21 protein-coding genes are annotated in these 22,148 nt (G+C 68.9%); 18 read left to right on the plus strand and 3 right to left on the minus strand.

The window, feature by feature from the left end; translation table 11 throughout:
- The first annotated feature begins 156 nt into the window (after window positions 1-156).
- Entirely contained in the window at window positions 157-735 is a 579-nt protein-coding gene (locus tag AB0D85_RS11325; RefSeq protein WP_362317165.1) for a hypothetical protein, read from the plus strand.
- A 75-nt stretch (window positions 736-810) separates the two neighbouring features.
- Here the strand turns inward: AB0D85_RS11325 and AB0D85_RS11330 are convergent, their stop codons facing one another.
- A complete protein-coding gene (locus AB0D85_RS11330) occupies window positions 811-1,116 on the minus strand; it encodes a ferredoxin (protein WP_362317168.1) in 306 nt (101 codons plus the stop codon).
- A gap of 523 nt (window positions 1,117-1,639) precedes the next feature.
- On the opposite strand from AB0D85_RS11330, the gene arc reads away from it, so the two are divergent.
- From arc to prcA, 6 genes are all read left to right on the plus strand, one after another.
- Window positions 1,640-3,406 carry a proteasome ATPase gene (gene arc, locus AB0D85_RS11335; RefSeq protein ID WP_362317171.1) on the plus strand — a complete coding sequence of 589 codons (1,767 nt, stop codon included), beginning with the start codon at window positions 1,640-1,642 and terminating at the stop codon, window positions 3,404-3,406.
- A gap of 244 nt (window positions 3,407-3,650) precedes the next feature.
- On the plus strand, window positions 3,651-5,162 hold the full coding sequence (dop, locus tag AB0D85_RS11340; RefSeq protein ID WP_362317174.1) for a depupylase/deamidase Dop: 1,512 nt from the start codon (window positions 3,651-3,653) through the stop codon (window positions 5,160-5,162).
- Between the two features lie 188 nt (window positions 5,163-5,350).
- Entirely contained in the window at window positions 5,351-5,569 is a 219-nt protein-coding gene (locus AB0D85_RS11345; RefSeq protein WP_316774888.1) for a ubiquitin-like protein Pup, read from the plus strand.
- Between the two features lie 113 nt (window positions 5,570-5,682).
- A complete protein-coding gene (locus AB0D85_RS11350) occupies window positions 5,683-6,195 on the plus strand; it encodes an endonuclease VII domain-containing protein (protein WP_362317178.1) in 513 nt (170 codons plus the stop codon).
- On the plus strand, window positions 6,147-6,992 hold the full coding sequence (gene prcB, locus AB0D85_RS11355; RefSeq protein ID WP_362317180.1) for a proteasome subunit beta: 846 nt from the start codon (window positions 6,147-6,149) through the stop codon (window positions 6,990-6,992). Before AB0D85_RS11350 ends, prcB begins: the two co-directional genes overlap by 49 nt.
- 67 nt (window positions 6,993-7,059) lie before the next feature.
- Window positions 7,060-7,818, plus strand: a complete 759-nt coding sequence (prcA, locus tag AB0D85_RS11360) for a proteasome subunit alpha (RefSeq protein WP_362317183.1) — start codon at window positions 7,060-7,062, stop codon at window positions 7,816-7,818.
- Window positions 7,819-7,894: 76 nt separating this feature from the next.
- On the opposite strand, the gene AB0D85_RS11365 is transcribed toward prcA, so the two are convergent.
- A complete protein-coding gene (locus tag AB0D85_RS11365; protein WP_362317186.1) occupies window positions 7,895-8,911 on the minus strand; it encodes a LacI family DNA-binding transcriptional regulator in 1,017 nt (338 codons plus the stop codon).
- A gap of 89 nt (window positions 8,912-9,000) precedes the next feature.
- On the opposite strand from AB0D85_RS11365, the gene AB0D85_RS11370 reads away from it, so the two are divergent.
- The 11 genes from AB0D85_RS11370 to AB0D85_RS11420 all read left to right on the plus strand — a co-directional run bounded on the left by AB0D85_RS11370 (window position 9,001) and on the right by AB0D85_RS11420 (window position 20,416).
- Window positions 9,001-10,260 carry an MFS transporter gene (locus AB0D85_RS11370; RefSeq protein WP_362317188.1) on the plus strand — a complete coding sequence of 420 codons (1,260 nt, stop codon included), beginning with the start codon at window positions 9,001-9,003 and terminating at the stop codon, window positions 10,258-10,260.
- A gap of 9 nt (window positions 10,261-10,269) precedes the next feature.
- Window positions 10,270-11,631: a Pup--protein ligase gene (pafA, locus tag AB0D85_RS11375; protein WP_062672158.1), complete on the plus strand. Its 1,362-nt coding sequence runs from the start codon at window positions 10,270-10,272 to the stop codon at window positions 11,629-11,631.
- Window positions 11,632-11,744: 113 nt separating this feature from the next.
- Window positions 11,745-12,749 (plus strand): FKBP-type peptidyl-prolyl cis-trans isomerase, encoded by a 1,005-nt coding sequence (locus AB0D85_RS11380; protein WP_362317191.1) that lies wholly within the window; start codon window positions 11,745-11,747, stop codon window positions 12,747-12,749.
- Between the two features lie 74 nt (window positions 12,750-12,823).
- Window positions 12,824-13,195 carry an FKBP-type peptidyl-prolyl cis-trans isomerase gene (locus AB0D85_RS11385; RefSeq protein ID WP_362317194.1) on the plus strand — a complete coding sequence of 124 codons (372 nt, stop codon included), beginning with the start codon at window positions 12,824-12,826 and terminating at the stop codon, window positions 13,193-13,195.
- 206 nt (window positions 13,196-13,401) lie between these two features.
- Window positions 13,402-14,355, plus strand: coding sequence for a WYL domain-containing protein (locus AB0D85_RS11390; protein ID WP_362317196.1), 954 nt, complete (start codon window positions 13,402-13,404; stop codon window positions 14,353-14,355).
- Window positions 14,356-14,374: 19 nt separating this feature from the next.
- Entirely contained in the window at window positions 14,375-15,385 is a 1,011-nt protein-coding gene (locus AB0D85_RS11395; protein ID WP_362317199.1) for a WYL domain-containing protein, read from the plus strand.
- A gap of 97 nt (window positions 15,386-15,482) precedes the next feature.
- A complete protein-coding gene (locus tag AB0D85_RS11400; protein WP_362317987.1) occupies window positions 15,483-15,743 on the plus strand; it encodes a hypothetical protein in 261 nt (86 codons plus the stop codon).
- Window positions 15,744-15,753: 10 nt separating this feature from the next.
- Complete coding sequence (locus AB0D85_RS11405) at window positions 15,754-15,948, plus strand: hypothetical protein (RefSeq protein ID WP_362317201.1); 195 nt, start codon at window positions 15,754-15,756, stop codon at window positions 15,946-15,948.
- Between the two features lie 260 nt (window positions 15,949-16,208).
- Entirely contained in the window at window positions 16,209-16,487 is a 279-nt protein-coding gene (tatA, locus tag AB0D85_RS11410; protein ID WP_360237225.1) for a Sec-independent protein translocase subunit TatA, read from the plus strand.
- A gap of 47 nt (window positions 16,488-16,534) precedes the next feature.
- Window positions 16,535-17,482, plus strand: a complete 948-nt coding sequence (gene tatC, locus AB0D85_RS11415) for a twin-arginine translocase subunit TatC (protein WP_362317204.1) — start codon at window positions 16,535-16,537, stop codon at window positions 17,480-17,482.
- Between the two features lie 81 nt (window positions 17,483-17,563).
- Window positions 17,564-20,416: a DEAD/DEAH box helicase gene (locus AB0D85_RS11420; protein ID WP_362317207.1), complete on the plus strand. Its 2,853-nt coding sequence runs from the start codon at window positions 17,564-17,566 to the stop codon at window positions 20,414-20,416.
- 73 nt (window positions 20,417-20,489) lie between these two features.
- Here the strand turns inward: AB0D85_RS11420 and atzF are convergent, their stop codons facing one another.
- Entirely contained in the window at window positions 20,490-22,145 is a 1,656-nt protein-coding gene (gene atzF, locus AB0D85_RS11425) for an allophanate hydrolase (RefSeq protein WP_362317210.1), read from the minus strand.
- Window positions 22,146-22,148: the final 3 nt, after the last annotated feature.

The raw sequence follows: 22,148 nt of genomic DNA on the forward strand, positions 1-22,148 counted from the left end.
GGCCGCGGCGCTCACACGTTGACCCGGCAGCAGGACCGGGCCGGCCCCGCCGCCCGCGGAAGCTCACCCCGCCGTTCCCTCCCACTGTGACGTGTGGCACGATGCAGGCCATCCCCCTCACCCCCACCGGCACAGGCCTCACAGGAGACACTCCTAGTGCAGCAATCCGTGGTCCCGGAGCTCGCTCACACCGACACCCGCCCCATGCACTGGCTCGCCACCGCCACCGCGGTGGCCGGCGTCGTGGCACTGACGTCCCTCCTCCAGCCGGGCTCGGCCAAGGCCGCCCAGCCCACCGCGGGAGACGAGACGAAACCCGCCACGGCCGCCGCGCCGCCCAGCACCACCGGCGTGGACTTCCCCATCGACTGCGGACCGGTGAAGGAGAAGGTCGTCAAGAAGGCCACCGGCGACCTCGACGGCGACGGCAGACCGGAAACAGTCGTCGTGGTCCACTGCGACTCCGCCATGGGCACCCCGCCCGACGGCGTCTACGTCCTCACCCAGGCCGCCGACGCCGCCCGGCCCCGCGTCGTCGCCACCCTCGTCGACCCCAAGGACAGGTACACGGTCACCGACTTCGCCGTCGCCGCCGAAGCGGTCACCGCGACCATGCTCGGCTATTCCTCGGACAACGTGCCCAGTTGCTGCCCCGACGTGAAGACCAGCGCGAAATGGCAGTGGGACGGCCACGCCTTCGTCCGCTCCACCCCCGCGGCCTCCCACAGCGTCTGACGGCCACGCCGACGCGACGCAGCACCTGACGATCGCGCCGACCCTACGCACACGCCACGCGGAGTGGCCGGAAAGTCACTCCGCGTCCGGCCCGTACACCTCGACCCGGTCCGTGACCCGGCGCACATGGATGCACTCGCCCGGACACTCCCGCGCCGAGTCCACCACATCCGTCAGCAACGGCAACGGCACCGGCACCGTCGCCCCCTTCGCCTGCAGGAGCTCGTCGTCCGCGCCCTTCACATAGGCCAGACCGTCGATGTCCAGCTCGAACACCTCAGGGGCGTACTGGGCACAGATCCCGTCGCCCGTACACAGATCCTGGTCGATCCAGACCTCAAGCGCCTCACCGCCGGCCAGGGCCTCCTGCTGCACGGTCATCTCTCCTGCCTCGAAAAACGCCGGACGGCCGGACCCGGTGGTCACCCGGTCCCGCCCCGGCGGGTGTTGAACGCCTTCGACCCTACCTCCGCCCGGAGCGCACCCACCCTCGCCCTCCGCGCGCACCCAGCCCCCTCACGCCCGCGCACACGGCGCGTCCGGCCGCGCGGCACGGCGGCGCCCGGCCACCGGACCGATCGACTTCGGCCATCCCGAAACCCGTACCAGGATCACAAACACCACCCGACCGGTCGCTCTGTGTAAGGAATGCGTCACCGGGGCACAACCCCATAACCGGCATCGGATCGGACAACTCCGGTCAGGCGCGAAGGGTTTTGACCGCTCCAAGCCCGGAACACGCCGCTTCTGAATCGCGTTGAGTGGGTATCCACCCCGCACGAGCAAGAACGCAACGGGTGACCGACGACACACCTTGACAGTCTTTGTGATCTAGGGGTTTCAATCGACACCCACCCAGGTAGGGTCTGGAAGCGTCCAGCTCCCCTTGGAGGAGGTGAGGACCGTGGCAGCCCACGACGACGACATGAACCGCGGCATCCGCCCGGGACGAGGGTCCGACGACCCGGCCGGGCAGATCGCTTACCTTGAGCAGGAGATCGCCGTCCTGCGACGCAAGCTCGCCGACTCTCCGCGGCACACGAGGATTCTCGAAGAGCGGATCGTCGAGCTGCAGACGAACCTGGCCGGCGTGTCCGCCCAGAACGAGCGACTCGCGAACACCCTCCGCGAGGCCCGCGACCAGATCGTGGCCCTCAAGGAGGAAGTCGACCGACTCGCACAGCCGCCCGCCGGCTTCGGCGTCTTCCTGGAAGGCAACGAGGACGGCACCGCAGACATCTTCACCGGCGGCCGGAAACTGCGGGTGAACGTCAGCCCAAGCGTTGACCTGGACGACCTCAGGCGCGGCCAGGAAGTCATGCTCAACGAAGCGCTCAACGTGGTCGAGGCCATGGCATACGAGCGCGTCGGTGACATCGTCACCCTCAAGGAGATCCTCGAGGACGGCGAGCGCGCCCTGGTACTGGGGCACACCGACGAGGAACGGGTGGTACGACTCGCCGAGCCCCTGCTCGACGTGAACATCCGCCCCGGCGACGCCCTGCTCCTCGAACCCCGCTCCGGCTACGTCTACGAGATCGTGCCCAAGAGCGAGGTCGAAGAGCTCGTCCTCGAAGAAGTACCGGACATCGGCTACGAGCAGATCGGCGGCCTCGGCGGCCAGATCGAGGCCATCCGCGACGCGGTCGAGCTCCCGTACCTCTACCCGGACCTGTTCAAGGAGCACGAACTGCGCCCGCCCAAGGGCGTCCTGCTCTACGGACCCCCCGGATGCGGCAAGACGCTCATCGCCAAGGCCGTCGCCAACTCGCTGGCCAAGAAGGTCGCCGAGGTCACCGGCCAGGCCGCCGGCAAGAGCTTCTTCCTCAACATCAAGGGCCCCGAGCTCCTCAACAAGTACGTCGGCGAGACCGAGCGGCAGATCCGCCTCGTCTTCCAGCGTGCGAGGGAGAAGGCCAGCGAGGGCACCCCCGTCATCGTCTTCTTCGACGAGATGGAGTCGCTCTTCCGGACCCGCGGCTCCGGTGTCAGCTCGGACGTCGAGAACACGATCGTCCCGCAGCTGCTCGCCGAGATCGACGGTGTCGAAGGCCTGCAGAACGTGGTCGTCATCGGCGCCTCCAACCGCGAGGACATGATCGACCCCGCCATCCTGCGGCCCGGCCGACTCGATGTGAAGATCAAGATCGAGCGTCCCGACGCCGAAGCGGCCAAGGACATCTTCGGCAAGTACCTCACCGAGCGCCTCCCGCTGCACTCCGACGACGTCGGGGAGCACGGCGGCAGCAAGGCCACCACCGTCGAAAGCATGATCCAGACGGCAGTGGAACACATGTACGCAGAATCCGAGGAAAACCGCTTCCTGGAAGTCACCTACGCCAACGGCGACAAGGAAGTCCTCTACTTCAAGGACTTCAACTCCGGCGCAATGATCGAAAACATCGTCGGACGCGCCAAGAAAATGGCGATCAAGGACTTCCTCGAACACAAGCAGAAGGGTCTGCGCGTCTCCCACCTCCTCCAGGCCTGCGTGGACGAGTTCAAGGAGAACGAGGACCTCCCCAACACCACCAACCCCGACGACTGGGCCCGGATCTCCGGAAAGAAGGGTGAACGGATCGTCTACATCCGTACCCTCATCACCGGAAAGCAGGGCGCCGACACCGGACGCTCCATCGACACGGTGGCAAACACCGGGCAGTACCTGTAAAACACAGGGCGGCTGCGGGTGCCCCCACCGGGCACCCGCAGCCCACTGTTTTTCCGGCCAAAACCGGAACCGAGCCGAGCAAGGCAATGACGCAAATGATCTCCCCACCAGCGCAAAGGCGTTCTAGGCTCTTTCCTACCGCCGAGTCGCGCAGTGCGGGGACGGGCACCGCACACGCACCGGAGCGCCAGCGGTACGCGAGCGGAGCCCACGACCGAGGGCTCCGCCGGGCAAGGAGGGCCGCATGACCGTACGGCGAGTAATGGGCATCGAGACGGAGTACGGCATCTCCGTCCCCGGCCACCCCAACGCCAATGCCATGCTCACCTCATCCCAGATCGTCAACGCCTACGCGGCGGCGATGCACCGGGCCCGACGCGCCCGCTGGGACTTCGAGGAGGAGAACCCGCTGCGGGACGCCCGAGGCTTCGACCTCGCCCGCGAGGCCGCCGACGCCAGCCAGCTCACCGACGAGGACATCGGCCTCGCCAACGTCATCCTCACCAACGGCGCCCGCCTCTACGTCGACCACGCCCACCCCGAATACAGCGCCCCCGAGGTCACCAACCCCCGCGACGCCGTCCTCTGGGACAAGGCCGGCGAACGCATCATGGCCGAGGCCGCCGAACGAGCCGCCCAGCTCCCCGGCGCCCAGCCCATCCACCTCTACAAGAACAACACCGACAACAAGGGCGCCTCCTACGGCACGCACGAGAACTACCTCATGAAGCGGGAAACCGCCTTCTCCGACATCGTGCGCCACCTCACCCCCTTCTTCGTCTCCCGCCAGGTCGTCACCGGCGCCGGCCGCGTCGGCATCGGCCAGGACGGCCACGAACACGGCTTCCAGCTCAGCCAGCGCGCCGACTACTTCGAGGTCGAGGTCGGCCTGGAGACGACGCTGAAGCGCCCCATCATCAACACCCGCGACGAGCCCCACGCGGACGCGGAGAAATACCGCCGCCTCCACGTGATCATCGGCGACGCGAACCTGTCGGAGATCTCGACGTACCTGAAACTGGGTACGACGGCTCTGGTCCTCTCCATGATCGAGGACGGCTTCATCGCGGTCGACCTGGCGGTCGACCAGCCGGTCAGGACCCTCCACCAGGTCTCCCACGACCCCACCCTCAAACGCCTCGTCACCCTCCGCAGCGGCCGCACACTCACCGCCGTCCAGCTCCAGATGGAGTACTACGAGCTCTCCCGCAAGTACGTCGAGGAGCGCTACGGCGGCGACGCAGACGAACAGACCAAGGACGTCCTCACCCGCTGGGAGGACACCCTCAACCGCCTCGAACACGACCCCATGAGCCTCTCCGGAGAACTCGACTGGGTCGCCAAACTGGAACTCATGGAGGGCTACCGGCGCCGCGACGGCCTCGACTGGGACGCCGCCAAGCTCCACCTCCTCGACCTCCAGTACGCCGACGTGCGGGCGGAGAAGGGCCTCTACAACCGCCTCGCGGCCCGCGGCCGCATGAAGCGGCTCCTGGACGAGGCGGACGTCGACAAGGCCCGCACAAGCCCGCCGGAGGACACCCGCGCGTACTTCCGGGGCCGCTGCCTCGAGCAGTACGCCGACGACGTCGCCGCCGCCAGCTGGGACTCGGTGATCTTCGACCTCCCCGGCCGCGACTCCCTCCAGCGCGTCCCAACCCTGGAACCGCTACGCGGAACGCGAAATCACGTCAAGGAGCTCCTGGACCGCTGCCGCACCGCAGAAGACCTGGTCAGGGTCCTCTCCGGCGGCTGAACGGGCACTCGGACGGCAGCGGGCGAGCGGGGTCAAAATCCCGCCGCCCGGGAATCATCGAGGTGGCCCCCGTACGTTGGAGAAACTGCGGGGCCGATGTCGGACCCGGCTTGTAGGGTCTGATCATCACCGATCGGCAGGAATGCCGACCTGACGACCATGTCGGGCGAACTGAGCGGGGTGAGGTTATGGCAACCAAGGACACCGGCGGCGGACAGCAGAAGGCGACGCACTCCACCGAGGAGGTCGAGGAGCAGGCGGCAGAGTCGCAGGCTTCGGGAGACCTCAAGGAACGCCACGAGAAGCTGAGCGACGACGTCGACTCGGTTCTTGACGAAATTGACGATGTCCTAGAGGAGAACGCAGAGGACTTCGTTCGTAGTTTCGTTCAGAAGGGTGGCCAGTAGCCTTCGAATCGAAGGTTGCGGGGGGAACTGGGTTGGCAAGCGAAGAGGATGCGAGGCGCTGCTCGCGGTGCAAGGAACACAAGCCGCGAGCGGCCTTTGCGAGCAACAAGTCCATGCGTGATGGCCTGCAGGCCTACTGCAGGGAGTGCGCATCTGCGTACCACCAGCAGAGGCAACTGGCCAAGGGGCTCAACGTCCGGCCCAGGGTGAAGACTCCCGAAGGGCACAAGTATTGCCGTACGTGCGGTGAGATCAAGCCGCACAGTGAGTGGCCGCGGAACAGCAGTGCTTCGGACGGCCTGGGAACCCTCTGCAAGGCCTGCAAAGCGGTTAAGGGGCGTCAGCATCATCTCAAGCGCAACTACGGCCTGACCGAAGCCGAGCGCGATGCGATGATCGCCGCCCAGTACGGGATGTGCGCGATCTGCCTAGATGCCCCGCCCGTTCATGTGGATCACTGCCACAAGACGGGTAGGGTCCGAGGCGTACTGTGCTTCAACTGCAATTCGGCCATCGGCAAATTGAGGGACAAGCCCGCCGCCGCTCGCCGTGCCGCTGCTTACCTGGAAGGAAACTTGTGGAAGCCAACACTCGTAGCACCGGGCGTCTACCAGCTGCCTTCCTGACGCCTGGGTCCTCTTCGTTCATGGACTTTCTCGGGGAGCACCAGCCCGAGCTGCTGCCCGGCAAGCGGCAGTTGCCGCCCACGCAGGGGGTGATCGAGGCGCCGCACGGGACGACGATCGTGGCGGTGACCTTCCCCGGGGGTGTCGTGCTCGCCGGTGACCGTCGGGCGACCATGGGCAATGTGATCGCCCAGCGCGACATCGAGAAGGTGTTCCCGGCCGACGAGTACTCGGCGGTCGGTATCGCCGGCACCGCCGGCCTCGCGGTCGAGATGGTCAAGCTCTTCCAGCTGGAGCTGGAGCACTTCGAGAAGGTCGAGGGCGCTCAGCTGTCGCTGGAGGGCAAGGCGAACCGGCTGTCGACGATGATCCGGTCCAACCTGGGCATGGCCATGCAGGGACTGGCCGTCGTGCCGTTGTTCGCCGGGTTCGACGTGGACCGGGACAAGGGGCGGATCTTCTCGTACGACGTGACCGGCGGTCGTTCCGAGGAGCACCACTTCGCCGCGACGGGCTCCGGCTCGATCTTCGCGCGGGGTGCGATGAAGAAGCTGTTCCGTGACGACCTGTCCGAGGAGCAGGCGACCACACTGGTGGTGCAGGCTCTGTACGACGCGGCTGACGACGACTCGGCGACGGGTGGTCCGGATGTCGCCCGCCGGATCTTCCCGATCATCACAGTGATCACCGAGGACGGTTTCCGTCGGCTCACCGAGGACGAGTCGGCCGAGCTCGCCCGTGCGGTGCTGGCGCGCCGTCTGGAGCAGCCGGACGGCCCGCGCGCGGCCCTGCTCTGAGGGCTCGGTTCTTTTCAAGGTGATCGCAGTGACTTCGACGGAACCTTAAGGAAGGGGACGGATACCGGTGTCGACGCCGTTCTATGTCTCACCTCAGCAGGCCATGGCGGACCGTGCCGAGTACGCCCGGAAGGGCATCGCGCGTGGCCGGAGTCTGGTTGTGCTTCAGTACGCCGACGGCATCGTGTTCGTCGGTGAGAACCCGTCCCGTGCGCTGCACAAGTTCAGCGAGATCTATGACCGGATCGGTTTCGCGGCCGCCGGTAAGTACAACGAGTACGAGAATCTGCGGATCGGTGGTGTGCGGTACGCGGATCTGCGTGGTTACACCTATGACCGTGATGATGTGACCGCGCGTGGTCTGGCGAACGTGTATGCGCAGACGTTGGGCACGATCTTCTCCAGTGCGGCCGAGAAGCCGTACGAGGTGGAGCTGGTGGTCGCGGAGGTCGGGGAGACTCCGGAGGGTGACCAGATCTATCGGCTGCCGCATGACGGTTCGATCGTGGATGAGCACGGTTCGGTGGCGGTCGGTGGCAATGCGGAGCAGATCAGTACGTATCTGGACCGTGAGCATCGGGAGGGGATGACTCTTGCCGAGGCTCTGAAGCTGGCTGTGACGGCTCTGTCGCGGGAGACGAACGGTACTCAGCGGGAGATTCCGGCGGAGCGTCTCGAGGTCGCGGTGCTGGACCGTACGCGTCCGCAGCAGCGGAAGTTCAAGCGCATCGTGGGTCCGCAGCTCGGTCGGTTGCTGGAGGCGAACGGTGCGGCCACAGCGGCCGAGGCCGAGGATGCCGAGGAGTCCGGCGGGGACGTGGAGTAGCCCTGCCGCTCGCTCCACCCGCTCAGCGCGCCCCGCCCGGGAGTCTCCGGGTGGGGCGCGGGCGTTTTCTGTGGTGCTACGGCTGTCGTGGGGGCGCTGTGGAGCCTCGTACGACGAGTTCGACGGGGATGTCCCCGCTGTCGGGTTCCCGGCCGTCCAGGACGGCCAGGAGGGCTCGCATGCCGTGTTCGCCGAAGAGTTCGGCGTCGAGTCGTACGGTGGTGAGTTCGGGGTCGATGGCGGTGGCGAGGGCGAGGTCGTCGAGGCCGGTGACGGAGATGTCGTCGGGGATGCGGAGGCCGAGGCGGCGGAGGGCTTTGTAGGCGCCGGCGGCGAGTTTGTCGTCGTCGCAGACGAGGGCGGTGGGGCGGGGGCCGGGGGTGGTGAGGGCGGCTTCGGTGGCGGCGAGGGCGTCTTCGATGGTGATCGGGGCGTGGACGGTGCGTACGGAGGTGTCGGGGACTTCCGCGGTGCGTGCGGCGAGTTCGCGTGCGCGGACTTCGAAGGTCCAGGAGGCGACGTCCGCGGCCAGGTGCAGGAAGCGGCGGTGGCCGAGGCCCAGGAGGTGTTCGGCGGCCTGGCGTACGCCGTCGGCGATGTCCAGGTTCACCGTGGCGGCTCCCAGGCTGCCTTCCGGGTCGCTGTCGAGCATGACGAGGGGGAGTTGGTCGCCGCGGATGGCGGTGAGGGCGTCGGCGGCCATGGAGGAGGCGATGACGCCGTCGAGGGCTGCTTGGGCGGAGGCGAAGGGGTCGCGGGCGGGGCCGATGCCCGCGGGGGAGGGGTAGAGGACGATGCCGAAGCCGTGTTCGGAGGCTACTCGGGCGGCGCCTGTGTAGACGCCTGCGAAGAATTCGGTGGTGAGTGCGGGGACGACGAGGAGCACGGTGCGGGTGTGGCCGAGGCGGAGGTTGCGGGCGGCGAGGTTGGGGCGGTAGCCGAGGGTGCGGGCGGCTTCGCGGACGCGTTCGGCGGTGGTTTCGGAGACGCGGCCGCGCCATTTGTCGCCGAGGACGAGTGACACGGCGGCCTGGGAGACGCCGGCGGCCTGGGCGACGTCGCGGCTCGTGGGTCGCGTGCTGCTGCGTGCCACCGGGGGTGTGCTCCGTTCGTCTGGACGTGTGAACAGCGCACATGGTACGTATGGGCGACGGGGTTATACGTAACACTTGGAGGCGGGGCATGGCCGCGGGGTATCTGGAGATCCTCAGGGCGAGGCACGCGGCCCGGTTGCTGGTGGGCACTCTCGTGGGGCGGTTGCCCAATGCGACGGCCGCGATCGCGATCGTGCTGTTCGTGCGTGCGGAGGGCGGTACGTACAGCCTGGCGGGGGTGCTGGCGGCGGTGTACGGCGTGGCGAACGCCGTCGGGCAGCCGGTGCTGGGCCGGCTGGTGGATCTGCACGGTCAGCCGCGTGTGCAGTTGCCTGCGGCCCTGGCGTCGGCCCTGGCCATGGCCGGCTTCGCGTTCGTAGGCACCGATCCGCTGCCGCCCGCGTATGTGTGCGTGGCCGCGGCCGGACTGTTCACCCCGCCTCTGGAAGGCGGTCTGCGGGCCCTGTGGCCGAGTGTCCTGGGGGAGGAGGGGCAGGTCCACATGGCGTATGCGATGGACGCGGTGGCGCAGGAAGTGATGTTCACCGTGGGGCCGTTGCTGGTGACGTTGTGCGTGTCGTTGTGGTCGGCGCAGGCGGCGTTGCTGGTGGTGAACGTGGTGGGGGTGCTCGGGGCGCTGTCCGTCGTCGTGTCGCCGCCTTCGCGTGCGTGGCGTTCGGCGCCGCGTGCGGCGCACTGGCTGGGTGCCCTGCGGTCGTCGGGTCTGCTGGCGCTGCTGGCCGCGTTCCTCTTCGTCGGGATCGCGCTGGGTTCGATCACGGTGGCGTCGGTGCCGTATGCGGACGATCACGGTGGTGACGTGGTGTACGGGTGGATGATGGCGGCCCTGGGCCTGGGTGCGCTCGTCGGCGGGAGCGTGTACGGGGTGCGGCAGTGGCCGGGGGAGCCGGCGCGGCGACTGCGGGTGCTGGTGGTGCTTCTGGCGGTGTGTTATCTGCCGCTGATGGTGATGCCCGGTGCCGTGGCCATGGTGTTGCTCACGGCCCTTGCCGGTGTGTTCCTCGCTCCCGCCATCGCATGTGCGTTCGTGCTGGTGGACCGGCATGCGCCGAGCGGGACGGTGACCGAGGCGTTCTCGTGGCTTGTGACGACCATCACCGTGGGGGCGTCGGTGGGAACGGGCCTTGCGGGGCCGGTGGTCGAGGCGGGCGGGGCGCTGTGGGGGTTCGCGGTGCCGGGGGCGGCGGGGGGTGTGTCGTTGCTGGTCCTGGTGGTCACGGGGCGGGTCCTCGCAGCTCCCGGTGGGGGTGCGGTGGTTGCGGCCGGTTCGGAAAATGATCCAAATCGTGCTGCCGAACCCCGTTTCAGCTCAGGGGATCGGGCGTAATGTTCAGTCATGGACCGCCGCATTTTCGGGCTGGAGAACGAGTACGGCGTCACGTGCACGTTCAGGGGACAGCGCCGCCTGTCGCCTGACGAGGTGGCGCGGTACCTCTTCCGCCGTGTCGTGTCATGGGGCCGTAGCAGCAATGTCTTTCTGCGGAACGGCGCCCGGCTCTATCTCGACGTGGGCTCACATCCGGAATACGCAACGCCGGAATGTGACAACGTGACCGAACTGGTCACCCACGACAAGGCCGGCGAGCGCATTCTCGAAGGGCTGTTGGTGGACGCCGAACGACGCCTGCATGAGGAAGGAATCGCGGGCGACGTCTACCTTTTCAAGAACAACACGGACTCGGCGGGCAACTCCTATGGTTGCCACGAGAACTATCTGGTGGCGCGGCACGGGGAGTTCTCCCGGCTCGCGGACATCCTCATTCCGTTCCTGGTGACCCGCCAGCTGCTGTGCGGCGCGGGCAAGGTGCTGCAGACGCCGCGCGGTGCGGTGTACTGCGTGAGCCAGCGGGCGGAGCACATCTGGGAGGGCGTGTCCTCGGCGACGACGCGCTCCCGGCCGATCATCAACACGCGCGACGAGCCGCACGCCGACGCCGAGCGCTACCGCCGGCTGCACGTCATCGTGGGCGACTCGAACATGTCCGAGACGACGATGCTGCTGAAGGTCGGTGCCACCGACCTCGTGCTGCGCATGATCGAGGCGGGCACGGTGATGCGGGACCTGACCCTGGAGAACCCGATCCGGGCGATCCGCGAGGTCAGCCACGACATCACGGGCCGGCGCAAGGTGCGCCTCGCCAGTGGCCGCGAGGCCTCGGCGCTGGAGGTGCAGCGGGAGTACTACGAGAAGGCCGTGGACTTCTGCGAGCGGCGCGGTATCCGTACGGGCACGGTCGAGCAGGTGCTGGAGCTGTGGGGCCGGACCCTGGACGCCATCGAGGCGGAGGATCTGGACCGGATCGGGACCGAGATCGACTGGGTGATGAAGTACAAGCTCATCGAGCGGTACCGGGCCAAGCACAACATGACCATGTCTCATCCGCGGGTGGCGCAGATAGACCTCGCCTATCACGACATCCACCGTCGTCGTGGTCTGTATTACCTGCTGGAGAAGAAGGGTCAAGCCACGCGGATCTGCAATGACTTGAAGATCTTCGAGGGCAAGTCGGTGCCGCCGCAGACGACTCGGGCGCGGTTGCGCGGTGACTTCATCCGGCGGGCTCAGGAGCAGCGGCGGGACTTCACGGTCGACTGGGTGCATCTGAAGCTCAACGACCAGGCGCAGCGGACGGTGTTGTGCAAGGACCCGTTCCGTTCGGTCGACGATCGGGTGGAGAAGCTGATCGCCGGTATGTGAGCGAACTTCGCGGAACGCAACACGGGCGCCGTACTTTCCCGTACGGCGCCCGTGTCACGTCGTAGAGTTGCGCGCACGCCATCCGCAAGATCGACCGATTACGAGGCTCTTCCGTGCGCCGACGCTCTGTTCTCCTTGCCGCTGTTCCCGCAGGACTGGTCACGCTCGCCGGGTGCGGCGACAACAAGTCGACCTCCTCCAGCAAGGCCAGCGCGGCGCCGTCGGCGTCGGCCTCCTCGGTGCCGCCGCCGAAGATCGTGGACGGTCCGTTGCCGGCGATCACGGCGGGGACGAAGTTCGACGAGAAGCCGACGGTGGCGAAGGGCTCCGGGGATCCGTCGAAGAACCTGGCGGTCAAGACGGTGATCGCGGGCAGTGGCAAGTCGGTCGCCGAGAACGACTTCATCCAGGCCAACTACCTGGGGCAGATCTGGTCGACGGCGAAGGTCTTCGACCAGTCGTACGACCGTACGCCGCTGCTCATGCAGCTTGCCCAGGGCAGCATCATCGACGGCTGGCTGTACGGGCTGGCGGGGAAGAAGGTGGGCAGCCGGGTCCTGATGGCGGTGCCGCCGACCTGGGGGTACGGCTCGTCGGGCAACTCGCAGGCGGGTATCAAGGGGACGGACACGCTGGTGTTCGTGGTGGATGTGCTGAACTCCTTCAATTCCAAGAGTTCCAGCACCGGCAAGGAGGTCGCGCAGAGCGACGCGGCGCTGCCGAAGGTCGGCACGAACACCGACGGGAAGGCTCCGTCGATCGACATTCCGAAGGCCGACCCGCCGAAGAAGCTGGTGTCCAACTACGTCCTGGAGGGCGACGGCGCGGAGGTGCAGTCGGCGCAGACGATCCTGTGCCAGTTCAAGGGCGAGGTCTGGGACAGCGGCAAGACCTTCGAGCAGACGTACGAGAGCGGGCGGCTGGCCCAGTTCTCGGTCGAGCAGATGCAGCAGGTCGTCAAGGGGCTGGCGCAGGGCATCACCGGCAAGAAGGTGGGCAGCCGGATCGTGGTCGTCGTTCCGCCGGACCTGGCCTACGGCAACAACCCGCCGAGCGGTGGTGTGGTGAAGAAGGGGTCGACGCTGGTGTTCTCGGTGGACATCCTCGCGGCGATGTAGTCGTGCGGGCGGGAGGCGGGCGGGGATGAAAGACTGTCCGGGTTCCGTGTCGTACACAAGCAGGAGCCAGAGACGTGAGCATCGACAAGCCCGAGATCGACTTCCCCGAGGGTGAGCCCCCGGCCGACCTGGAGATCAAGGACATCTGGGAGGGCGAGGGCGAGGTGGCCCAGGCGGGCCAGACCGTCACCGTGCACTACGTGGGTGTCGCGTTCAGCACCGGCGAGGAGTTCGACGCCAGCTGGAACCGGGGCGCGCCGTTCCGCTTCCCGCTGGGCGGGGGCCGTGTCATCAAGGGCTGGGACCAGGGTGTGCAGGGCATGAAGGTCGGCGGCCGTCGCCAGCTGACCATCCCGGCCCACCTCGCCTACGGCAACCAGAGCCCCACGCCGGCGATCCAGCCGGGCGAGACGCTGATCTTCGTCGTGGACCTGATCGCGGTCTGATCCCCGTCCCCGGTCGGCGGCCGCCGGGCGCCGACCGGTCCGGATCGGAGAACGGCTGGACGAGGGCCCGTGCCAGGTGCGCGGGCCCTCGTCGTTTGTCGGGGCGTGTCCGTTTCGGTCCTCATTGTTTGTACTGGCTTTTGCCGTGACACTCCGGAGCGGTACGGTCGTCGATCAGAAGCACCATAGGGAGGCGAAGGGCGTCGATGGCCATTGCCAAGGCCGAGCGGCTGATGAACCTGGCGCTGTGTCTGCTGGGAACGCGGCGGCCGCTCAGCAAGCGTGAGCTGAGGGAATCCATCGAGGCCTACCTCGAAGCGGGGAACGACGACTCCTTCAACCGGATGTTCGAGCGGGACAAGGACGATCTGCGCGAGCTCGGTCTGGTGATCGCGACCGTCGAGAACCTGGACGGCGAGGTCGGCTATCTGGCGCGCCGTGACAGCAACCGTCTTCCGCCGATCACCCTGGACGCAGAGGAGGCCGCCGCGCTCGGGCTGGCCGCCAAGGTCTGGCAGCAGGCCCGGCTCGCCGGCGCGGCCAGCGGCGCGCTGCAGAAGCTGCGCGCGGCCGGGCTGCCCGAGGATGTCGACCCCTACGAGGCCCATGGCGCCCTGGAGCCCCGGATTCCGGTGCACGAGGCCGCGTTCGAGCCGCTGATGCTGGCCTGCCGGGACCGTCGCCCGGTCGTCTTCGACTACCGCAAGGCCACCGCCGCCCACCCCGGAACCCGGCATGTCGAGCCCTGGGCCCTGGAGTGCTGGCGCGGCCACTGGTACCTGGCGGGCTGGGACCGCGACCGGGGTGCCGAGCGGGTGTTCCGGCTGTCGAGGATCACCGGCAAGGTGCGTTCCCGGGGCACCGGCTTCACCGCGCCGGTCCCCGATGTCGTCACCGTGCGGGAGACCGTCGCGAGCTGGGCCGGGGAGATCGCCGACCGCTCGGCGCTGATCCGGCTGCGCTCCGGCTCCGGCTACCCCCTTCGGGCGAAGGCCACCGCGGTCCGGGAACTCGGCGACGGCTGGGACGAGTTGGAGATTCCGTACGGGCACGGGCTGGACGCCTGGCTGGTGGAGTTCGGGCCGGACGTGTTGGTGCTCGAGCCGGCCGAGCTGCGTGCGGACGTGGTGGACCGGCTGCGTGCCGTGGCCAAGGGCTGAGGGGGAGCGGAGCAAGACAGTGGCAGGCAAACCGGTCAGGCCCGTGAACGCCATCGACCAGACCCGGCGGATGCTCTCCCTGGTGACCTATCTGCGCGAGCGCCCCGGCGCCCGGATCGCGGACGTCGCGCGTGCCTTCGGCATCACCGAGGACGAGCTGGTCTCCGACCTGGACGTGCTGCCCATGTGCGGCACCAGCTTCCGGGGCGGCGATCTGCTGGACATCGACACCGACGGCGAGCGGATCTGGTGGCACAACGCGGCCGCGCTCGGCGAGGAGGCCGCCGAACCGCTCAGGCTCGCCGCCGACGAGGCGACCGCGCTCCTGGTCGCCGCCCGCGCGGTGGCCACATTGCCGGGGTTGCGCGAGGGCGACCGGCAGGCGCTGCTGCGGGCCACCGCCAAGGTGGAGACCGCGGCCGGCGAGGCGGCCGGTGCCAGCGCCCGGCTGTCGGTGACCTTCGAGTCCGAGGGCGGGGTCTTCGCCGACGTCGACCGGGCGATCGCCGAGCGCCGCCGGCTGTGGATCCGCTACTACTCGCCGGCCCGCGACGAGGTCACCGAGCGCGAGATCGACCCCATCCGCCTGGTCAGCGTCGGGCACACCTATGTGGAGGCGTGGTGCCGCCGCTCCGAGGCCCGGCGCACCTTCCGGCTCGACCGGGTCGCCGAGATCAGGATCCTCGACGAGCCGTCCGCGCCCCCCGAGATCGAGCTGCGCGACCTGTCCGAGGCCCTGGTGCAGCCGGCCGCCGAGGACCCCGAGGTGGTCGTCGAGGTCGGCCCGGCCGGCCGCTGGGTCGCCGAGTACTACCCGCACGACAGCGCGGATGAGCTTCCCGACGGCGGGCTGCGTATTACCCTGCGCACCCCCGATCCGGCCTCCCTGCGCCGGCTGGCGCTCAGGCTCGGCGGCGACGGCCGGATCGTGTCACCGCCCGAGCTGGCCGACAGCGCCCGCCGGGCGGCCCGCGAGGCACTGGCGGCGTACGACCACGTCGGGCACGGCGCCGGGGAAGGGCATGAGTGAGCCGCAGGGGCGCGGAGCCCCGGCGGCGAACGGTCCAAAGGGAGGAGCGAGGGTCTTGAACGAGTCTTCGGGTTCCGGTGTCGCGGGCGCGAGGGAGATGACGGTCGCGGCCGCCTTCGCCGGGATGAGACGAGTGGTGCCCGTGGTCTTCAAGGCGGGCTGCCCGGACTGCCGGGGCAGTTTCGAGCTCGCCGCGGGCGCCCTGCGGCTGGCCATCGGGGCCACCAGCAAGACGACGTTCTACTCCTTCACCTGCCCCGACTGCGGGGCCTCCGTCCGCAAGCCCGCCGGCGAGCGGATCGTCGAACTGCTCACCGGCGGCGGGGTCAGGACGCTGCGGCTGCACGGCACCGTCTAGGCTCGATGACATGTTCTGGGCGATGATCGCGGTAGCTGTGGGTTTCGTGGGTCTCGCCGTGCTCGGTGTGCTCGCCGTCCGGGTGTTCGTGGAGGCGCGGCGGCTGGGAGCGCAGGTCGCGGACTCGGCACGGCGGATCAACCGGGCCGCCGAGGACCTGGAGCGGGCGGCCGTCAGCGCCGCCCGCACTGTGGACAGCGTGTGACCTCCGCTGTGCAAGGCATGTGAGTAGTGGGCCATAAGCGGTTTGCGTCACTTCGCCCTGTCACGCCGCCCGCCCCGACAGGTACGCTGCTGCACGCGGCACGGAGAACGAGGCCCGTTCCGCTGACCGGGAGTACGCACGGGGATTGCTTCACGTTTACCCCTGAGCGTTACGATCGCTGACAGCACGATCATTCGGACGCATGTCCGGCCGATCGGACAGCATCCCACCCAGCCGCCTCGGTGAGAAGGTAAAGACTTATGTTCGGAAGGCTCGGAGCCCCCGAGATCATTCTCATCCTTGTCGTCGTCATCCTGCTGTTCGGCGCGAAGAAGCTTCCGGACATGGCCCGCTCGCTCGGCAAGTCCGCGCGCATCCTCAAGAGCGAGGCCAAGGCGATGAAGGAAGAGGGCAGCACCACCTCCCAGGCGCCGGCCTCCGGCGAGCAGCCCCAGGCCCAGCGCACCATCCAGGCGTCCCCCGGTGACGTGACCAGCTCCCGCCCGGTCAACGAGCCGTCGGACACCACCCAGCGCTGACGCAAGGCCGGTGGCACCCGGCCTGCCGCACGAGATGAGGACGTGGGTTGCCCAAGTCTGCCCGCAAAGAGGAGAGGGATCCCGAGGGGCGGATGCCTCTCGCGGATCACCTTCGTGAGCTCCGCAACCGGCTCGCGAAGGCGATGCTGGCCATCGTCGTCATCACGGTGGTCGCTGCCTTCTTCTACAACGACATAATCAACTTCCTCACCAAACCGGTCCTCGACTCGGTCGGGTGCGGGGAGACCTTCGAGCAGCTGGCGAAGTCGAAGGCCAGCTCTCACCCGTGCGCCCAGATCACCATCAACGGTCTGCTCGCACCCTTCACGCTGGCCCTGCAGGTCTCCCTGATGGCCGGTGTGGTGTTCGCCTCGCCGATCTGGCTGTACCAGCTGTGGGCCTTCGTCGCGCCCGGTCTGCACCGGCACGAGAAGAAGTACGCCTACGGGTTCGTCGGCACCGGCGTCCCGCTCTTCTTCGGCGGCGCGTACTTCGCGTACAGGGTCCTGCCGACGACCGCGAAGGTGCTCATCGACTTCACCCCGCACGGGGTGGACAACCTGCTGCCGCTCGACGACCTGCTGCAGCTGGTCACCCGCATGGTGATCGTCTTCGGTCTCTCCTTCGAGCTGCCGCTGCTCCTGGTGATGCTCAATCTCACCGGCATCATCACCGGCAAGCGGATGCTCGGCTGGTGGCGGGCCATGATCCTCGGCATCACGATCTTCGCGGCCGTGGCCACCCCGAGCACCGACCCGCTCTCCATGATGGCGCTCGCCGGACCGATCTGGGTGCTGTACTTCGGCGCCGTCGGGTTCTCCCTGCTGAACGACAAGCGCAAGCGCCGCCGCCAGTCCGAGGGGCCCGACGACGACGAGGCCTCCGACCTGGACCTCACCCCCGAGGACATCGGCGAGGTCGAGAGCGTCTCCGCCAGCCGCGCGCTGCCCGAGGCGGGTCCGGACCGGGTCAACGGATATGACGACGTGACCTGAGAGAACCCCGAACCGTAAAGAGGTGCCCGCGTCCTGGGACGCGGGCACCTCTTTGTCGTCCGTTGTCCCATCTTCCGGATAATGATCGTCCTGTTGTCAGTGGGGACCGGTACGCTCGAAAGCACGATGACAGAGGACCTCTCACCGGCCGAGCGGTATGCGGCGGCCCGCAGGCGGGCCGCCGAGCAGGCCACCGCGCTCGCGTCTTTCCGCGAGATGTACGACTTCGGCCTCGACCCCTTCCAGATCGAGGCCTGCCAGGCGCTCGAAGCCGGGAAGGGCGTACTGGTGGCCGCCCCCACCGGCTCCGGCAAGACGATCGTGGGCGAGTTCGCCGTCCACCTCGCCCTCATGCAGGGCAAGAAGTGCTTCTACACGACACCCATCAAGGCGCTGTCGAACCAGAAGTACGCCGACCTGTGCCGCCGCTACGGCGACGGCATGGTCGGCCTGCTCACCGGCGACAACAGCATCAACCCGGACGCCGCCGTGGTCGTCATGACCACCGAGGTCCTGCGGAACATGCTGTACGCGGGCTCGCAGACCCTCATCGGCCTCGGCTACGTGGTCATGGACGAGGTCCACTACCTCTCCGACCGCTTCCGAGGCGCCGTCTGGGAAGAGGTGATCATCCATCTCCCGGAGTCCGTGACCCTGGTGTCCCTGTCGGCCACCGTGTCCAACGCCGAGGAGTTCGGCGACTGGCTCGACACCGTCCGCGGCGACACCCAGGTCATCGTCTCCGAACACCGGCCCGTGCCGCTGTTCCAGCACGTGCTCGCCGGACGCCGGATGTACGACCTGTTCGAGGAGGGTGAGGGCCACAAGAAGGCCGTCAACCCCGACCTCGCCCGGCTGGCCCGGATGGAGGCCACCAGACCGTCGTACCAGGACCGCAGACGCGGCCGTGCCATGCGCGAGGCCGACCGGGAGCGCGAGCGCCGGCAGCGTTCCCGGGTGTGGACGCCGGGCCGCCCCGAAGTCATCGAACGGCTCGACAACGAGGGCCTGCTGCCCGCCATCACCTTCATCTTCAGCCGCGCCGCCTGCGAAGCCGCCGTCCAGCAGTGCCTGCACGCCGGACTGCGGCTCAACGACGACGAGGCGCGGGAGAAGGTGCGTGCCCTCGTCGAGGAGCGCACGGCGTCGATCCCGCCGGAGGACCTGCACGTCCTCGGCTACTACGAATGGCTGGAGGGCCTGGAGCGCGGCATCGCCGCCCACCACGCGGGCATGCTCCCGACCTTCAAGGAAGTCGTCGAGGAACTCTTCGTACGCGGCCTGGTCAAGGCCGTGTTCGCCACCGAGACCCTCGCACTCGGCATCAACATGCCCGCACGCTCGGTGGTGTTGGAGAAGCTCGTCAAGTGGAACGGCGAGCAGCACGCCGACATCACGCCCGGCGAGTACACCCAGCTGACGGGCCGTGCGGGCCGGCGCGGCATCGACGTCGAGGGCCACGCCGTGGTGCTGTGGCAGCGCGCGATGAGCCCCGAGCACCTGGCCGGACTCGCCGGCACGCGGACGTATCCGCTGCGGTCCAGCTTCAAGCCGTCGTACAACATGGCCGTCAACCTCGTCGAGCAGTTCGGGCGGCACCGCTCGCGCGAACTGCTGGAGACGTCGTTCGCACAGTTCCAGGCGGACAAGTCGGTCGTCGGGATCTCCCGTCAGGTGCAGCGCAACGAGGAAGGACTCGCCGGCTACAAGGAGTCCATGACCTGCCACCTCGGCGACTTCGACGAGTACGCGCGGCTGCGGCGCGAGCTGAAGGACCGGGAGACCGAACTGGCCCGGCAGGGCATGGCCCAGCGGCGCGCCGAGGCCGCCATAGCACTGGAGAAGCTCAAGCCGGGCGACGTCATCCACGTCCCGACCGGCAAGTACGCAGGGCTTGCGCTGGTGCTGGACCCCGGGCTGCCCGCCGGGCGGTCCAACGGCCACCGCGGCTTCGAGCAGCACGACGGGCCGCGGCCGCTGGTACTGACCGCCGAACGGCAGGTCAAGCGGCTGGCGTCGATCGACTTCCCGGTGCCCGTCGAGGCGTTGGAGCGGATGCGGATCCCCAAGTCCTTCAACCCCCGCTCCCCGCAGTCCCGTCGGGACCTCGCGTCCGCGCTGCGCACCAAGGCCGGGCACATTCCGCCGGAGCGGGCCCGCAAGAAGCGGTCGCAGGCGGCCGACGACCGCGAGATCGCACGGCTGCGGACCGCGATCCGGGCCCATCCCTGCCACGGGTGCAACGACCGCGAGGACCACGCCCGTTGGGCCGAGCGCTATCACCGGCTGATCCGGGACACCTCGCAGCTGGAGCGGCGCATCGAGGGGCGGACCAACACCATCGCCCGCACCTTCGACCGGATCGTGGCACTGCTGACCGAACTGGACTACCTGCGCGGGGACGAGGTCACCGAGCACGGAAAGCGGCTCGCGCGGCTGTACGGCGAGCTGGATCTGCTCGCCAGCGAATGCCTGCGCGCCGGTGTCTGGGAGGGACTCGGCCCCGCCGAACTCGCCGCCTGCGTCTCCGCGTTGGTGTACGAGGCCCGGGTCGGGGACGACGACATGGCGCCGAAGCTGCCCTCCGGGAAGGCCAAGGCCGCGCTCGGCGAGATGGTGCGGATCTGGGGGCGGCTGGACGCGCTCGAGGAGGAGTTCCGGATCACGCAGACCGAGGGAGTCGGACAGCGGGAACCGGACCTCGGCTTCGCCTGGGCCGCGTACATGTGGGCCTCCGGGATGGGGCTGGACGAGGTGCTGCGGGAGGCGGAGATGCCGGCCGGGGACTTCGTGCGGTGGTGCAAGCAGGTGATCGACGTGCTGGGGCAGATCTCCGCGGCTTCTCCTGTGGAGGGCTCGACCGTGGGGAAGACTGCGCGTAAGGCGGTTGATCTGGTGCTGCGGGGGGTTGTGGCCTACTCGTCGGTGGGGTGATGGATTCGTTGGCGGGCGCGGGTGCGTTGTGGCTGGTCGCGCAGTTCCCCGCGCCCCTGACGGGGCGCTTGTTCTAGGCCTCTTTCAAGAAGGCTCGCCAGCCTCCGTACCGTGTGATGTCCTCGGCGTCTGTCAGTGCGCTCGGTTCGCACAGGAAGCCGGGGGCGGTTGTGCCGTCCGCCAGTTCCACGCTGCCCAGGGTCATCGGGCGGGGGAGCGTGGCGAGCAGGCGGCCCAGGCCCTCGGGGGGAAGGCTCCACACCTCCGCCTCGATCGCCGCGCCGCCCTCGTCGACGTGGACCAGGCCCGGCTTGGGCGGGGTCGTCCGCAGCGCGTAGCAGCGGTACGCCGGTGCCGTTGTCGTGGTGCGGTCCAGTACCGCTCCCAGGGCCAGGAGCTGTGGGTTCAGGGGCTGGCCCGTCAGGTGGGCGCCCAGTACCGCCAGGCTCACCCTCGGCTCCAGGGAGCGGGCGATCGTGGCCAGGCGTTCGTCCGTGAACGCCGGGCCGATCAGCATCACGCCGAACGGGAGGCCGTTCACCTCACCCGCCGGGACCGCCACCGCCGCCAGGTCGAAGAGGTTCGTGGAGTTGGTGAAGCGGCCCAGCCGGGCGTTGGCGCCCAGGGGGTCCGCCGCCACCTCGGCCAGGGTGGGGTGGCCGGGGGCCGTCGGCAGGAGCAGGGCGTCCGCGTCGGAGAGCTCGGCCAGGGCGCGGGCGCGCAACCCCGCCAGGCGGTCCTGGTCCGTGAAGAGCCGGTGCGCGGGGATGTCGCGGGCCCGGGTGATGATGCCCGTGACCGTCGGGTCCAGACCCTCACCGCCGGATGAGATCAACTTGTCGACAAACGCGCCTACCGCGGTGTAGCGCTCGGCCACGAACGCGCCCTCGTAGAGCATCGCCGCCGCCTCGGTGAAGGGGGTCAGGTCGAGGGGGCGGATCGAGGCGCCCGCGGCGGTCAGGCGGGCCACCGCCGCCTCGTAGGCCTCCGCCCAGCCCTCGTCCAGCTCGCCGAGCTGGGCGAGCGGCGGGACCGCGATCCGCCACGGGCCCGGCGCCCGCTGGGGGAGGGACGGGAGGGGGCGGTCCGGGGGGCAGGTGACATGGCGCAGCGCCTCCTCCGCCTCCGGGAGCGTGCGGGCGAACACCGTCACGCAGTCGATCGAGGCGCACGCCGGGACGACACCGGCCGTCGGCACCAGGCCCCGGGTCGGCTTCAGACCGACGATGCCGTTGAAGGCCGCCGGGATCCGGCCCGAGCCCGCCGTGTCCGTGCCGAGGGCGAGATCGACGATCCCCAGGGCCACGGCCACGGCCGAGCCGGAACTGGAGCCGCCGCTGATCCTGGCCGGATCGATAGCGCCCCGCACCGCGCCGTACGGGGAGCGGGTGCCCACCAGGCCGGTCGCGAACTGGTCGAGGTTGGTCGTGCCGAGGGCGATCGCGCCGGCCGCGCGCAGCCGGGCCACCACCGGGGCGTCGGCCTCCGGTTCGTAGGCGTACGCCGGGCAGCCCGCCGTCGTGGGCAGCCCGTGTACGTCGATGTTGCCCTTGGCGGCGAACAGGCGCCCGGCGAGGGGGAGTCGCTCGCCCGCCGCCACGCGCTCGTCGACGGCACGGGCCTCCGTCTCGACCTCCTCCCGTGGGCGCAGGTCGATCCAGATCTCGGGGCGGTCGACCGCCTCGATGCGCGCGTAGGCGGCACGGACACGGGAGACGGTGCTGGACATGGT

The sequence above is a fragment of the Streptomyces sp. NPDC048277 genome, assembly GCF_040652235.1.
Lineage (GTDB): Bacteria > Actinomycetota > Actinomycetes > Streptomycetales > Streptomycetaceae > Streptomyces.